Raw genomic sequence first — 14,385 nt, 5'->3', positions numbered from 1 at the left:
CCGGACATCCGACACCCCACACCTACAGCTCGGCGAGCAACTGGGCCTTCTTCGCACTGAACTCGTCGTCCGTCACCAGGCCCGCCCGGTGCAGTTCCCCGAGGTGCCGGATCCGCTCCGCGATGTCCGCGGGATCGCGCCGCCCCACGCCTGCCGGCACGGCGGCCGGCGCGGCGGGAGCCGGCTGCTTCCTGCGTACGGATTCCAGTACGGCCGCGGCGAACGGCAGCGACTCGTGCACCGGGCCGTAGCCGAGGCCGAAGACCACGGCAGCCGGGTCCTGATCGGCCCGGGCGGGGCGGGGGGCCAACGGCTGTGCGCTCTGCACCGTGCCTGAACCGATCCTCGTGACCGGCTCCGTACCCATGCCGAGGCCGGTACCCGGGCCCGGTCCCGCACCCTCCTGGCCTCTCGGCACCAGCCGCAGATAGCCGTCGAAGGCCTCCGGAGAGCGCCACTCGACGCCCCTCAGCTCCGTCACCGGGAATGTCTGGTCGCCGGCCTTCCACTTCGCCGTGGAGGCGCCTGTCCAGAACCACCGGAAGGAGACCCGGTCCCCGTCGAAGCCGGCCCGGCCGTCGTACGCCTTGAACTGCATCGGCGCCTCGGGGGCCGCGACCAGGAACCGGTCGGCGGGCTCCGCCGCGTCGGGACCGAGCAGGGCGCGCAGTTCGTCCGCGTAGTACTCGGCGAGCGTTTCGCGCTCGGCGGGGAGCACCAGCCGGTACGGATCGCAGCCGTCCTTCAGCTGCCCGGCCGCAGCTTCCAGCAACGGGTCGGCACCGGGTCTCGGCACCGCATGCAGGACCACCGTGCCCCGCTTGCCCGGGGTCAGCGTCACCGATGACAGCGCCGCGTGCGGGACGCGGCGCTCACGCAGGCTCTGGAAGAGCTTCGGTGTGCGTATTCCCCGTTCGAAGCGGATGAGCACGGAGTCGGTGTCGAACTCCCAGGTGGCATGAATTCCGGCCAGCACATCACCCATGTGCGTCATCGTATGCGGCACTTGCCCGCACGTCCCCCTTCGGCGTAAGTCCCGATATGCGGCCGACCACGGCTCGCTGTGTCCGTCAGATTCCCTGGCTGCCTGTGACTCCGTCGTGGCAGGCGCTGTCGGAGTTCGCACAACTGACCGAGCTGTAGGCGCCCACGCCGATCGAGGCGAAGTTGCTGAGGCTCTCGGTGCCCGGCTCGAAATAGCCGCTGTGCCCTACCGCGCCGCCCGCCGAGACGATGCGTGCGCCGAAGCCCGGGTCGACCGGATCGGCACCGTGCCCGAGACCGCCCAGCTCCAGGTTCGGTACGTCCTCGATCCAGTCGTCGTGGTCCCGCATCGCCCACACCCTGGCCCCGGTGTGCAGCTGCCCCGCGTTCTCCACCCGCATGCCGGGGCTGCCCGCGACCGCGATGTCGGCGACCCTGGAGGGCAGTTCATGTGCGGCGACACCGCACAGCACCGAGCCGTAGCTGTGGCAGAACAGCGAGATGGGGGCGTCCCCGGGCAGCGCGCCCACCAGCGCGTTCAGCCGCACCGCCCCGCGCTCGGCGAGGTTCCCCAGGGCCGCGTCCATACCGATTCCGGCAGGCGTGGTGTAGTCGGCCCAGGCGATGACGGCGGTACGGGTGCCGGGGCGCGCGGCGCGCTCCGCCGCGTACAGCGACTTGGCCATACCGACCGGCGCGGCATTCACCTTGGGGGCGGACCGCTCCAGCGTCAGCAGGTTGGTGTCGACGCCGGGGACGATCACGGAGACCCGTTCGGCCCGGTCGAGATCACCGAACACCTCTGCGGCTCGGCCCTTTCCGGACGGGTCGAAGGCGAGGATGTGCCGTCCCTCGGCGAGCATCGACTGGAAGCGGTTCATCCGGCGGAGCGCCTCGGCGCGGCCGTCGGGGGAGAGTCTGGCGTCGTGCATGCGCTGCCGCTCGACCGTCCGCGCCTGCACCAGGGCCAGCCGGTTGGCGTGGTAGCGCAGGGTGACCGGGGCGCCGTTCAGATTGCCCACGACCAAGGGGTACTTGTCGGCAAGACCGGTGCGCTGAGCGGCCGTGAGCGTGGCGAAGAACTGCGCCAGGCGGTGCGGCGCTGCGTCGGCGTCCGGCAGCGCACGACCCGCCACGTGGCCCCGCGCCCAGGAGGCGAGTGCGACGGTGCGTGGCTCGTCGGAGTGTGGGTGACGTACGGCGGTCCAGCCAGTGGTCGCCAGCATCACGAACACAACCGCGACGGCGAGCAGCGCGCGCCATGCGGTGAACGTGGGGGAGGAGTCGAAGGAAGTCACTTCGGCCCACATTAGGAGACGCGCGACGGCAGCCGTGAAGAGGGTGACACACATCACCTGCCTGTCGGGAATTCAAGGCGGTTCATTTCACGCTGTGTTGGTGCGGCGCGCACACTCGGGCGCGTGGAATGCCCCCGGAGCGTCGCATATGGCCATCGGGGCACGGCGGTTGTGAAGTCGGTCATGCCGCGGCAGTGAGGCGTGCAGCACATCGGACGGAGTTTCCATGGCGCTACCCGAGCCCGGAGCCGGCCCCCGCCCGCCAGTTCCCGGCCAGCGCCGGTCCGAGCTGGTCCAGGTACACCTCGGTCAGCGCACGCAACGAGTCCACGCTGGTGTCCCGCCCCTTCCCCCAGAGCTGCCCGGTCACCCGCATCACCCCGCAGAACGCGGCCACGGCGACCCTCGGCCGGGGGTCCGTCCTCACGTCGAGCCCCTCGCGCTCGGCGATCAGCAGCGCGATCTGGTTCTCCAGATCCATGCTGCGCCGCAGGTGGGCGGCGAGCAGCGACGGCGTCGACTCGATCATCCGGTACGTGCGCATATGGAGTTCGACCGTGATGATCGCCTCGATCGTCTCACCGATACTGTTCCAGGCGCAGAGGACCGCGTTGCGCATTGCCTCGAACGGGGCTTCCGGGGCGGGGCGCCGGCGCAGCTCCGAGAGGAAGTGCGACTCCACCATCTCCTGGATGGCGAAGGCGGCCTCCTCCTTGCTGGCGAAGTAGCGGAAGAAGGTGCGCTGGGAGACCTCGACGGCGTCGGCGATCTCGTCGACGGTGGTCTCCTCGTACCCCTGGTCGGTGAAAAGATCGAGGGCGGCGTGCAGCAGGGCGTCCCGGGTGCGTCGCTTCTTCCGTTCACGCAGCCCGGTCGGATACACGGCCCGCTGCCCATCGGTCACTGAAGTGGCCCTCTTTCCCCTGCTTTGTCCAGCTCAGCGTACCTGTGAGCTACGTTACAGTTACCGGCTTGTGAAACAGTTTGTCAACTGTCAGCGACTGACACTAATCTCCCGGGCATGACTAGTCAGACCACCGTCGAAAAGGCGTCGCGGGAGCCGCAGGACACCGCCGTGCCCGCACCTGCCAAGGGGCTGCGCGGCCACCCCTGGCTGACGCTCTTCTCCGTGGCCATCGGCGTGATGATGGTCGCGCTCGACGGCACGATCGTCGCGATCGCCAACCCCGCCATCCAGCAGGACCTGGGCGCCTCGCTCGCCGACGTCCAGTGGATCACCAACGGCTACATGCTCGCCCTCGCGGTCTCCCTGATCACCGCGGGCAAGCTCGGTGACCGGTTCGGTCACCGCCAGACCTTCCTCATAGGTGTCGTCGGCTTCGCCGCGGCATCGGGGGCCATCGGCCTCTCCGGCAGCGTCGCACTGGTGATCGTGTTCCGGGTGCTCCAGGGCCTCTTCGGCGCCCTGCTGATGCCCGCCGCGCTCGGCCTGCTGCGCGCCACCTTCCCGGCCGAGAAGCTGAACATGGCGATCGGCATCTGGGGCATGGTGATCGGCGCCTCCACCGCGGGCGGCCCGATCCTCGGCGGTGTGCTCGTCGAGCACGTCAGCTGGCAGTCGGTCTTCTTCATCAATGTGCCGGTCGGTGTGATCGCGCTTCTGCTGGGCCTGGTGATCCTCAAGGACCACCGCGCCGAGAACGCGCCGCGCTCCTTCGACATCGGCGGCATCGTGCTGCTGTCGCAGGCGATGTTCTGCCTGATCTGGGCGCTCATCAAGGGCGCCGAGTGGGGCTGGGGCGACTACAAGACGCTCGGCTTCCTGGGCGCCGCCGTGGCCCTGTTCGTGGTCTTCGCCTTCTCCCAGAAGAACGTCAGGGAGCCGCTGATCCCGCTGGCGATGTTCCGGTCCGTGCCGCTGTCCGCGGGCGCGGTCCTGATGGTGCTGATGGCCTTCGCCTTCATGGGCGGGCTGTTCTTCGTCACCTTCTACCTCCAGAACGTGCACGGTCTGAGCCCCGTCGACAGCGGTCTGCACCTGCTGCCGCTGACCGGGATGATGATCGTCGCCTCGCCGCTCGCGGGCGTCGCGATCACCAAGTTCGGCCCGCGGGTTCCGCTGGTCGGCGGCATGGTGTGCACGGCGGTCGCCATGTTCGGCATGTCGCAGCTGGAGATCGGCACCGGCACCCTGACCATGTCGATCTGGTTCGGTCTGCTCGGCCTCGGCCTCGCCCCGGTGATGGTCGGCGCCACCGAGGTCATCGTCGGCAACGCCCCGATGGAGCTCTCCGGTGTCGCGGGCGGTCTGCAGCAGGCCGCCATGCAGGTCGGCGGCAGCCTCGGCACGGCGGTGCTCGGCGCGGTCATGGCCTCCCAGGTCGATTCGAAGCTGGCCGACAACTGGACGGCCGCGAAGCTTCCGCCCCTTACGCCGGAGCAGCTGGACGCCGCGTCCTCGGCCGTCGAGGTCGGCGTACCGCCGGTGGACGGCAACACTCCGCCGGAGGTCGCGGCGCAGATCGCGGGTGTCGCCCATGACACGTTCGTGTCGGGCATGAACACGGCGTTCATGGTGGCCGGCATCGTCGCGGTGGTCGCCGCGCTGGTCGCCACGCTCACCAAGCGCGGTGCGAATGCCGAGGCGGGCGCGGGCGCGGGTCACATCTGATTGCTCGTCGCGATGCCCCCGAGGCGTCAACACGGTGCGTACAACAGCCCCGTCGGACCGTTCCGGCGGGGCTGTCGCCTATCAGGGTGGTGTGACCCGCAACCCCTTCCCCAGGCGTCGCCCCGCAGGTCAGGGTGCGTACAACTGATTCGCACCACCACGGGGGTCGATTTCCATGCGTATGACCGTTCTTGCCGCCGTCCTGGCCGCCACCGCCCTGGTTCCGCAGGCCGCGGCCCACTCCGCACCCGCCCGGCCAGGGGCCTGCGGAAGCGGTCAGCTCTGTCTCTGGGAGAAGCCGGACTTCACCGGCGCCCGGCAGATCCACGAGCTGTCCACGATCGACATCGAGAGCTGTGTCCCGCTGCCGGCGGGCAGCAAGGTCCAGGCGCTCGTCAACCGCACGGGCCGGCCCGTCACCACGTACCAGTCGGCGGAGTGCGCCGAGACGGGTGAGTTCGAGACCTATCCGGGCGGCGGCACCTGGGTGCCCCAGTCCCCGTACCAGGTCAGGGCCTTCAAGGTCTGGGAGAACTGACCGGACACGCCGAAGGGCGGCGGGACCAGGAGGTCCCGCCGCCCTTCGGCCATGGTTCTCGTGCTTACGCGTCGCCGCCGGCCGCGCCCGGGTCGGCCGCGGTCACATCGAGCAGCTCGTACCGGTCGATCGCCGTCTTCAGCAGCGAACGGTCGATCCGGCCCTCCTTCGCGAGCTCGGTGAGCACCGCGAGGACGATCGACTGCGCGTCGATGTGGAAGAACCGGCGGGCCGCACCACGGGTGTCGGCGAAGCCGAAGCCGTCCGCACCCAGCGACTGGTACGCACCGGGCACCCAGCGCGCGATCTGGTCCGGTACGGAACGCATCCAGTCCGAGACCGCCACGAACGGGCCCTCGGAGCCGGAGAGCTTCTGCGTGACGTACGGGACGCGCTGCTCCTCCTCGGGGTGCAGCAGGTTGTACCGCTCCACGTCCACGGCCTCGCGGCGCAGCTCGTTCCAGGAGGTCGCCGACCAGACGTCCGCCCTGACGTTCCACTCGTCGGCGAGGATCCGCTGCGCCTCCACCGCCCACGGGACCGCCACACCGGACGCCATGATCTGGGCCGGGATCTCGCCCCGCTCGGCGCTCTTGTAGCGGTAGACGCCCTTCAGGATGCCTTCGACATCCACGTTCTCGGGCTCGGCCGGGTGCTGGATCGGCTCGTTGTAGACGGTGAGGTAGTAGAAGACATCCTCGTTCTCCTCGGGGGTCCCGCCGTACATCCGGCGCAGACCGTCCTTGACGATGTGCGCGATCTCGTAGCTGAAGGCCGGGTCGTACGCGACACAGCCCGGGTTGGTCGAGGCGAGCAGCTGCGAGTGGCCGTCGGCGTGCTGGAGACCCTCACCGGTCAGAGTCGTACGACCGGCGGTCGCACCCAGCACGAAGCCGCGCGCGAGCTGGTCGGCCATCTGCCAGAACTGGTCGCCGGTGCGCTGGAAACCGAACATCGAGTAGAAGACGTACACCGGGATCAGCGGCTCGCCGTGCGTGGCGTACGCCGAACCCGCGGCGATCAGCGAGGCCGTGCAGCCGGCCTCGGAGATGCCGTCGTGCAGCATCTGACCGGTCGGCGACTCCTTGTACGCGAGCAGCAGATCGCGGTCCACCGCCTCGTACTGCTGACCCAGCGGGTTGTAGATCTTCGCGCTCGGGAAGAACGCGTCCATGCCAAAGGTGCGGTACTCGTCGGGCGCGATCAGCACGAAACGCCTGCCGATCTCCTTGTCCCGCATGAGGTCCTTCAGGATGCGGACGAACGCCATGGTCGTGGCGATCGACTGCTGGCCCGAACCCTTCTTCGCGGTCGCGTACGTCTTGTCCTCGGGGAGAACCAGCGGCTTCGCGCGCACCACACGGGTCGGGACGTAACCGCCCAGACCCTTGCGGCGGTCGTGCATGTACTGGATCTCCTCCGAGTCGCGGCCCGGGTGGTAGTAGGGCGGGTAGCCCTCGTCCAGCTGCTTGTCCGTGATCGGGATGTGCAGCCGGTCGCGGAACCTCTTGAGGTCCTCGACGGTGAGCTTCTTCATCTGGTGGGTCGCGTTGCGGCCCTCGAAGTTCGGCCCGAGCGTCCAGCCCTTGACCGTCTGCGCCAGGATCACCGTCGGCTGGCCCTTGTGGGCCTTGGCCGCCGCATAGGCGGCGTAGACCTTCTTGTGGTCGTGACCGCCGCGGCCCAGGTGCAGGATCTGGTCGTCGGTCATGTCCTTGACCATGTCGCGCAGCCGCGGGTCGCCCCCGAAGAAGTGCTCACGGATGTACGCACCGGACTCGGTGGCGTACGTCTGGAACTGGCCGTCCGGCGTGGTGTTCAGCTTGTTGACCAGGATGCCCGTGCGGTCCTGCGCGAGCAGCGGGTCCCAGGAACGGTCCCAGACCAGCTTGATGACATTCCATCCGGCGCCGCGGAACTGCGACTCCAGCTCCTGGATGATCTTGCCGTTGCCGCGCACCGGACCGTCGAGGCGCTGCAGGTTGCAGTTGACCACGAAGGTCAGGTTGTCCAGGCCCTCACGGGCGGCGATGGAGAGCTGGCCGAGCGACTCGGGCTCGTCCATCTCGCCGTCGCCCAGATACGCCCACACATGCGACTGGGAGGTGTCGGCGATGCCGCGCGCCTCCATGTAGCGGTTCATCCGGGCCTGGTAGATCGCGCCGAGCGGGCCCAGGCCCATCGAGACGGTCGGGAACTCCCAGAAGTCCGGCATCAGCCGCGGGTGCGGATAGCTGGACAGGCCGTTCGGCGCCTTCGACTTCTCCTGGCGGAAGGCGTCGAGCTGCGCCTCGCTCAGCCGGTCGAGCAGGAAGGCACGGGCGTAGATACCCGGGGACGCGTGCCCCTGGAAGAAGATCTGGTCACCGCCCAGGCCGTCGTCCTTGCCCCGGAAGAAGTGGTTGAAGCCCACGTCGTACAGCGAGGCCGAGGAGGCGAAGGTGGCGATGTGGCCACCGACACCGATCCCCGGACGCTGGGCGCGCGACACCATCACGGCCGCGTTCCAGCGGGTCGCGTTGAGGACCTTGCGCTCGATCTCCTCGTCGCCGGGGAAGAACGGCTCGTCCTTCGTGGCGATCGTGTTCACGTAGTCCGTGCTGCGCATCTCCGGCACGGCGACACGCTTCTCGCGCGCACGCTCGATGAGCCGGAGCATCAGGTAACGGGCCCGCTCACGGCCTCGCTCGTCGACGGCGGCGTCGAGCGAGTCGAGCCATTCCTGGGTCTCTTCGGGATCGAAGTCCGGGACCTGGCTCGGCAGGCCGCCAATGATGATCGGGTTGCGATCGGATCCGGAAGCCACGCTGTTCCTTCGCTATTAGGTGCTGCTCTACGGGGCCTGGTTACGGGAGAACATGCCCCCGGGATGTCTGCATGTACGCCATCACCATCGTGTACCGCAGGGGCGCAAACGTCATCTCTACCGAGGGGTAACCGCCGTGTTGCGAGACATCGCGTCCGTAGCGCGGGGATGTGCTGGTCCAAACCGCAACCATACGCCCAACCCGTCCAAGCGTTCCCAAAGGATGTACGACTCCGAATGGCGGACCGAAACGGCATAAGCTGTGGAAGGACGTAAAGGGTGTGACGGTAGCGTCGGCCCCGCAGGGGACCGGCCGACAGTGCGGCGACGTGGCAGGGAACGTCACCGTTTAGGCGGTCTCGGACGCTGGGTACTTGCGCGATCCGCCGCTCCCGTGTGGACTACGGCCAACGCCCCGCGCACGCGCGTGGCTGAAGCATTTTCCGAAACATGATCAGGAGGCAACCCGTGAGCGCGACCGCGGACCACGCGGAGGAGCGGACCAACCCGGCAGCACGCCTGGGGTTCGAGCCCGGACAAGTGGTCCAGGAGATCGGCTACGACGACGACGTCGAGCAGGAGCTCCGTGAGGGCATTGAGGCCACTACCGGCCAGGATCTCGTCGATGAGGACTACGACGACGTCGCAGACGTCGTCCTGCTGTGGTTCCGCGACGAGGACGGCGACCTTACGGACGCGCTGGTGGATGCCATTGGTCTGATCGAGGACGGCGGTGCGGTCTGGCTGATGACGCCGAAGACCGGCCGTGACGGATACGTCGAACCGAGCGACATCAACGAGGCTGCACAGACTGCCGGTCTCTCCCAGACCAAGAGCATCAATGCAGGCAAGGACTGGACGGGAAGCCGTCTGGTCACACCGAAGGCGGCCAAAGCCAAGCGCTGAACCGTATTCGCCACACACTCGCCCTGAAGGCCCCCGACGGCATGAGCCGCCGGGGGTCTTCTTCGTGCGCTTGCCGGGCGCCTTGTTCGTACGGCTGGGGTGCAGGGTGCCCCCGTGCGGGCGCTGCGTGGCCTGCTGCGGGCTCTGCGTAGGGTGGGACCACCCGGACAGCCCAGCCCGGTGAACGTAGCGAAGGGACGCGTTTCATGGCGATCGAGGTCGGCACCCAGGCCCCTGATTTCGAGCTGAAGGACAACCACGGCCGGACCGTGAAGCTCTCCGACTTCCGCGGCGAGAAGAATGTCGTGCTGCTGTTCTACCCGTTCGCCTTCACCGGCGTCTGCACGGGTGAGCTCTGCGCGCTCCGCGACGAGCTGCCTAAGTTCGAGAACGACGACACGCAGCTGCTCGCCGTCTCCAACGACTCCATCCACACCCTGCGCGTCTTCGCCGAGCAGGAAGGCCTCGAGTACCCGCTGGTCTCGGACTTCTGGCCGCACGGCGAGACCTCGCGGGCATACGGCGTCTTCGACGAGGAGAAGGGCTGCGCGGTGCGCGGCACCTTCATCATCGACAAGGAGGGCGTGGTGCGCTGGACCGTCGTCAACGGTCTGCCCGACGCGCGCGACCTCAACGACTACATCAAGGCGCTCGACACGCTCTGATCCGGGAGCGGAGGATCTGCGGGCGTCCCGGCCAAAAGCCTGCTTTGGCCGGGAACCGGTCACTAGGATCCACTCGTTGATCGGATGCCAACGCAACGTGGAGGCGCCGGCGCCCGCCGGCCCCCAAGGAAACCAATGGGAGGACTCGTGGGAGTCAGCCTCAGCAAGGGCGGCAACGTCTCGCTGACCAAGGCCGCGCCCAACCTGACCGCGGTCATCGTCGGTCTGGGCTGGGATGCTCGTACCACCACCGGTGGTGACTTCGACCTCGACGCCAGCGCCCTGCTGACGAACGCCGAGGGCAAGGTCGGCAGCGACGGCAACTTCGTCTTCTTCAACAACCTCAAGAGCCCCGACGGATCCGTCGAGCACACCGGTGACAACCTCACCGGTGAGGGCGAGGGCGACGACGAGGTCATCAAGGTGAACCTGGCCGGCGTTCCGGCCGATGTCGACAAGATCGTCTTCCCGGTCTCGATCTACGAGGCCGAGACCCGCCAGCAGAGCTTCGGCCAGGTGCGCAACGCGTACATCCGCGTGGTCAACCAGGCCGACAACAGCGAGCTGGCGCGTTACGACCTGAGCGAGGACGCCTCGACGGAGACCGCCATGGTCTTCGGTGAGCTGTACCGCAATGGGGCGGAGTGGAAGTTCCGTGCCATCGGTCAGGGTTACGCCTCGGGGCTGCGCGGCATCGCGCAGGACTTCGGCGTCAACGTCTGACAACGCGCGACCGGGCCGGGCCACCGAGGCGCAGCCCGGGCCACGCCGGCATGTACCCCGTCCGGGGCCGCACCCCGTGCGGCGCCGGACGCGCTGAACAGCCCGTTCAGCAGCTCAAGCTCCGGCTGCTGAACAGTTCAACGGCTCAACAGACGGTTCATCGACTCGGGGAGGACACACCATGGGCGTCACGCTCGCCAAGGGAGGCAATGTCTCCCTCTCCAAGGCCGCACCCAACCTCACCCAGGTGCTGGTCGGTCTGGGCTGGGACGCACGATCCACCACGGGCGCCGACTTCGACCTCGACGCCAGCGCGCTGCTGTGCCAGTCGGGCCGGGTGCTCGGCGACGAATGGTTCGTGTTCTACAACAACCTCACGAGCCCCGACGGCTCCGTGGAGCACACCGGCGACAACCTCACGGGTGAGGGCGAGGGCGACGACGAGTCGGTCATCGTGAATCTCACTCAGGTGCCGGCGCACTGCGACAAGATCATTTTTCCGGTCTCGATCCATGAGGCGGACAATCGAGGGCAGGCCTTCGGTCAGGTCAGCAATGCGTTCATCCGCGTGGTGAACCAGGCGGACGGTCAGGAACTCGCGCGTTATGACCTCAGCGAGGACGCCTCGACGGAAACCGCGATGATCTTCGGCGAGCTCTATCGGTACAACGGCGAGTGGAAGTTCCGTGCAGTGGGACAGGGGTACGCGTCGGGGCTGCGTGGCATCGCTCTAGACTTCGGGGTCAACGTTTCGTAAAACCGCGCACGGCGCGGGGGAGCCCCGCACACACCCGGGGGAGACCCGTTACATAACACGATGGGGTAGCCAGTGCTTCTGAAAACCTTCGGCTGGTCGTTCGCGGTTACCGCGCTCGGCCTGGTCGCAGCGGTGATCTACGGGGGGTGGGAAGCCTTCGGAGTGGTTGCGATTCTTTCCGTCCTGGAGATCTCGCTGTCCTTCGACAATGCGGTGGTCAACGCCGGAATCCTGAAGAAGATGAATGCCTTCTGGCAGAAGATCTTCCTCACGGTCGGTGTGCTCATCGCGGTCTTCGGTATGCGGCTGGTGTTCCCCGTCGTGATCGTGGCCATCACCGCCAAGATCGGCCCGATCGAAGCGGTCGATCTTTCGTTCAGCCAGCCCGATCGCTACCAGGAACTGGTCACGGACGCCCACCCGGCGATTGCCGCCTTCGGTGGCATGTTCCTGCTGATGATCTTCCTCGACTTCATTTTCGAGGAGCGTGACATCCAGTGGCTGCGCTGGGTCGAGCGCCCGCTCGCCAAGCTCGGCAAGGTCGACATGCTGTCGGTCTGCATCGCGCTGATCGTGCTGCTGATCGCGGCCATGACCGTCGCGACGAACGCGCACCAGCACGGCGGCGGCCACGCGGACAAGGCGGAGACCGTCCTGCTCTCCGGAGTCGCGGGTCTGATCACGTACCTGATCGTCGGCGGTCTCTCCGGCTTCTTCGAGAACAAGCTGGAGGAAGAGGAGGAGCGGGAGCACGAGGCCGAGGCGGAGGCCAGGAAGAGCGGCAAGAAGCTCTCCGTGGTCGCACTCTCCGGCAAGGCCGCGTTCTTCATGTTCCTCTACCTGGAAGTGCTCGACGCGTCCTTCTCGTTCGACGGTGTCATCGGCGCCTTCGCCATCACCAACGAGATCGTGCTGATGGCCCTCGGCCTCGGTATCGGCGCCATGTACGTCCGGTCTCTCACGGTCTACCTGGTCCGTCAGGGCACCCTCGACGACTACGTCTACCTGGAGCACGGTGCCCACTACGCCATCGGCGCGCTGGCCGTTCTCCTCCTCGTCACCATCCAGTACCAGATCCACGAGCTCATCACCGGTCTCGTCGGTGTCGTGCTGATCGCCTGGTCCTTCTGGTCCTCCGTCCGGCGCAACAAGGCGCTGGAGGCCGAAGGCGGGGACGGCGCAGGTTCCAAGGCAGAAGTCCCGTCCGGGGTGTGACCCGGTAGGGATTGAGGAACGCTCTCAGCGGGGCGGTCCGTACGGCGACGGTTCTCCGGGACACCCGGACCCGGCCCGGCGGCCGCCCCGCAGTGATGTGTGCGGGGCCGGTGCACTACCGATATGTGTGGGGGTTGGGGATGGCGTTCTGGGACAGCCTGTGGCCGAGGCGGGAGGCGCAGTTCGAGTCGGGCAACGCGTCGACCAACTCCATCGTGCTCTCCAGGCGGCACGCCACGGTCTCGCTGACCAAGCAGGGTGCGCTGACCGGCAATCTGCGGGTCAACCTCTCCTGGCGGATGCGTACGTCCGACATCGAGGGCAGGTCGCGGCAGAGCGGCCGGCTGCTGCGCCCCATGAAGCTCTTCCAGCCCGATGTGGTCCAGGCGCACACCCAAGGCATGGTCAATGTCGACCTGGACCTGGGCTGCATGTACGAGCTGAAGGACGGCACCAAGGGCGTGGTCCAGCCCCTGGGCAACCTCATCGGCGACCTGAACGGGCCGCCGTACATCCGGCTCAGCGGGGACGACCGCTTCGGGGCACCGTCGGGCGAGACCGTCTACGTCAATCTCGACCAGCGCGACCAGATCAAGCGGCTGCTGTTCTTCGTCTACATCTACGACCAGACGCCTGCCTTCGACCGTACGCACGCCAAGGTGACGCTCTACCCGGGCAACGGCCCGCGGATCGAGATCGAACTCGACGAGCGAGCCTCGCAGGCCCGCTCCTGCGCCGTGTTCACGGTGGAGAACATCAAGGACGAGCTGATCGTGCGGCGCGAGGTGAAGTTCGTGTACGGATTCCAGTCGGAGCTGGACCGGCTGTACGGCTGGGGCATGCAGTGGGGACGGGGCTACAAGTCCCGGACCTGAGTCGACGCCGGACGGACCGCAGGCGGTTCAGGGCCACCTCAGGGGCCGTTCCGGGGCCGCGTCCCACGGCCGTCTCGTGGTCGTCTCAGGACCGTACGAACTGCGGCCCCTGCGGTGGCAGCACGAAATTCGGGTCGGGGGCCGGCGCCGCAGCCGCGGCAGGCTGCGGGTAGCCGTAGGCGGGCGGGGCGGCGGCAGGCTGCGGATACCCGTACGCGGGCTGGGGAGCGGGCTGCGGGTAGCCGTAGGCGGGCTGCTGGTGCTGGACGGTGGCCTGCGAGTCGGGGCCGGGGGCCGGCGCGGGCGGGAACGCGGGCGCGGGCGGCGGGAAAGCGGGCGCTGCTACGGGCGAGGGAACCATTACCGGCGAGGGGGCCGGGTCGGGCTCCGCCGCGGCCTCCGCCTCGTCGACCGAGATACCGAAGGCGGTCGCCAGACCGACCAGACCGGTCGGATAGCCCTGTCCCACGGCCCGGAATTTCCAGCCATCGCCGCGCCGGTAGAGCTCGCCGCAGATGATCGCCGTCTCCTCGCCGGTCTCCGGCCGCACATCGAAGACGGCGAGCGGGTCCCCGCTCGCCGACGCCGCGTCGTACAGCAGGATGCGCAGATCGCGCACCTGAGCGAATGCGGCTCCGTCGGAGGATGCGGCGACGACCACCTGATCGACCGAGGGGTCGAGCGCGTTGAGGTCGGCCTCGATGCTGTCCGTGAGCCCCTCGGGGACACTGCGCTTCGGTAGCCGTCGCACCAGGCCGGAGGGGTGGCGGGGCTGGTTGTAGAAGACGAAGTCCTCGTCCGAGCGCACGCGGCCATCGGCTCCGAGCAGCAGCGCCGAGGCGTCCACATCCGGAACCCCGGCTCCCGGGGTCCAGCACAGAACGGCCCGTACGGCCATGGCGTCCAGAGGGACGTTCGAGCCTTTCACCATCGCGTGCGTCATGCCCGTCATCCTGCCTGCTGGCTGCCTGTGCGGACAACGCGGG

General features: G+C 68.0%; 13 protein-coding genes. 8 read left to right on the top strand and 5 right to left on the bottom strand.

Annotation, left to right across the window (positions count from 1 at the left end; genetic code table 11):
* Nucleotides 1–22: 22 nt before the first annotated feature.
* From ACZ7IB_RS01335 to ACZ7IB_RS01325, 3 genes are all read right to left on the bottom strand, one after another.
* Nucleotides 23–985 carry a DUF4429 domain-containing protein gene (locus ACZ7IB_RS01335; RefSeq protein ID WP_470908193.1) on the bottom strand — a complete coding sequence of 321 codons (963 nt, stop codon included), beginning with the start codon at nucleotides 983–985 and terminating at the stop codon, nucleotides 23–25.
* An 85-nt stretch (nucleotides 986–1,070) separates the two neighbouring features.
* Entirely contained in the window at nucleotides 1,071–2,282 is a 1,212-nt protein-coding gene (locus ACZ7IB_RS01330) for an alpha/beta hydrolase (RefSeq protein ID WP_470908191.1), read from the bottom strand.
* 232 nt (nucleotides 2,283–2,514) lie between these two features.
* Nucleotides 2,515–3,186, bottom strand: coding sequence for a TetR family transcriptional regulator (locus ACZ7IB_RS01325; protein WP_470908189.1), 672 nt, complete (start codon nucleotides 3,184–3,186; stop codon nucleotides 2,515–2,517).
* 117 nt (nucleotides 3,187–3,303) lie between these two features.
* On the opposite strand from ACZ7IB_RS01325, the gene ACZ7IB_RS01320 reads away from it, so the two are divergent.
* Nucleotides 3,304–4,914 carry an MFS transporter gene (locus ACZ7IB_RS01320; RefSeq protein ID WP_470908187.1) on the top strand — a complete coding sequence of 537 codons (1,611 nt, stop codon included), beginning with the start codon at nucleotides 3,304–3,306 and terminating at the stop codon, nucleotides 4,912–4,914.
* Between the two features lie 175 nt (nucleotides 4,915–5,089).
* Nucleotides 5,090–5,452: a peptidase inhibitor family I36 protein gene (locus ACZ7IB_RS01315; RefSeq protein ID WP_470908185.1), complete on the top strand. Its 363-nt coding sequence runs from the start codon at nucleotides 5,090–5,092 to the stop codon at nucleotides 5,450–5,452.
* A gap of 64 nt (nucleotides 5,453–5,516) precedes the next feature.
* Here ACZ7IB_RS01315 and aceE read toward each other — a convergent pair whose 3' ends face one another.
* Nucleotides 5,517–8,258, bottom strand: a complete 2,742-nt coding sequence (gene aceE / locus ACZ7IB_RS01310) for a pyruvate dehydrogenase (acetyl-transferring), homodimeric type (protein WP_470908183.1) — start codon at nucleotides 8,256–8,258, stop codon at nucleotides 5,517–5,519.
* A gap of 468 nt (nucleotides 8,259–8,726) precedes the next feature.
* Between aceE and ACZ7IB_RS01305 the strand changes: the two genes are divergently transcribed.
* The 6 genes from ACZ7IB_RS01305 (at nucleotide 8,727) to ACZ7IB_RS01280 (ending at nucleotide 13,399) form a co-directional block, all read left to right on the top strand.
* The gene (locus tag ACZ7IB_RS01305; RefSeq protein ID WP_114244351.1) at nucleotides 8,727–9,164 is read left to right on the top strand and encodes a DUF3052 domain-containing protein; all 438 of its coding nucleotides are present in this window, start codon (nucleotides 8,727–8,729) and stop codon (nucleotides 9,162–9,164) included.
* A gap of 206 nt (nucleotides 9,165–9,370) precedes the next feature.
* Nucleotides 9,371–9,829, top strand: a complete 459-nt coding sequence (locus tag ACZ7IB_RS01300) for a peroxiredoxin (RefSeq protein ID WP_093895495.1) — start codon at nucleotides 9,371–9,373, stop codon at nucleotides 9,827–9,829.
* Nucleotides 9,830–9,976: 147 nt separating this feature from the next.
* A complete protein-coding gene (locus ACZ7IB_RS01295) occupies nucleotides 9,977–10,552 on the top strand; it encodes a TerD family protein (RefSeq protein ID WP_072483704.1) in 576 nt (191 codons plus the stop codon).
* A 181-nt stretch (nucleotides 10,553–10,733) separates the two neighbouring features.
* Nucleotides 10,734–11,309 (top strand): TerD family protein, encoded by a 576-nt coding sequence (locus ACZ7IB_RS01290; RefSeq protein WP_470908181.1) that lies wholly within the window; start codon nucleotides 10,734–10,736, stop codon nucleotides 11,307–11,309.
* Nucleotides 11,310–11,381: 72 nt separating this feature from the next.
* Nucleotides 11,382–12,524 carry a DUF475 domain-containing protein gene (locus tag ACZ7IB_RS01285; RefSeq protein WP_470908179.1) on the top strand — a complete coding sequence of 381 codons (1,143 nt, stop codon included), beginning with the start codon at nucleotides 11,382–11,384 and terminating at the stop codon, nucleotides 12,522–12,524.
* A gap of 140 nt (nucleotides 12,525–12,664) precedes the next feature.
* A complete protein-coding gene (locus ACZ7IB_RS01280; RefSeq protein WP_470908177.1) occupies nucleotides 12,665–13,399 on the top strand; it encodes a TerD family protein in 735 nt (244 codons plus the stop codon).
* Nucleotides 13,400–13,484: 85 nt separating this feature from the next.
* Here the strand turns inward: ACZ7IB_RS01280 and ACZ7IB_RS01275 are convergent, their stop codons facing one another.
* Complete coding sequence (locus ACZ7IB_RS01275; protein ID WP_470908176.1) at nucleotides 13,485–14,342, bottom strand: TerD family protein; 858 nt, start codon at nucleotides 14,340–14,342, stop codon at nucleotides 13,485–13,487.
* Nucleotides 14,343–14,385: the final 43 nt, after the last annotated feature.

This window comes from Streptomyces sp. NPDC037301 (genome assembly GCF_055602785.1).
The sequence above is the reverse complement of the archived record's forward strand: the minus strand, read 5'-3'. Positions and strand labels throughout refer to the sequence as shown.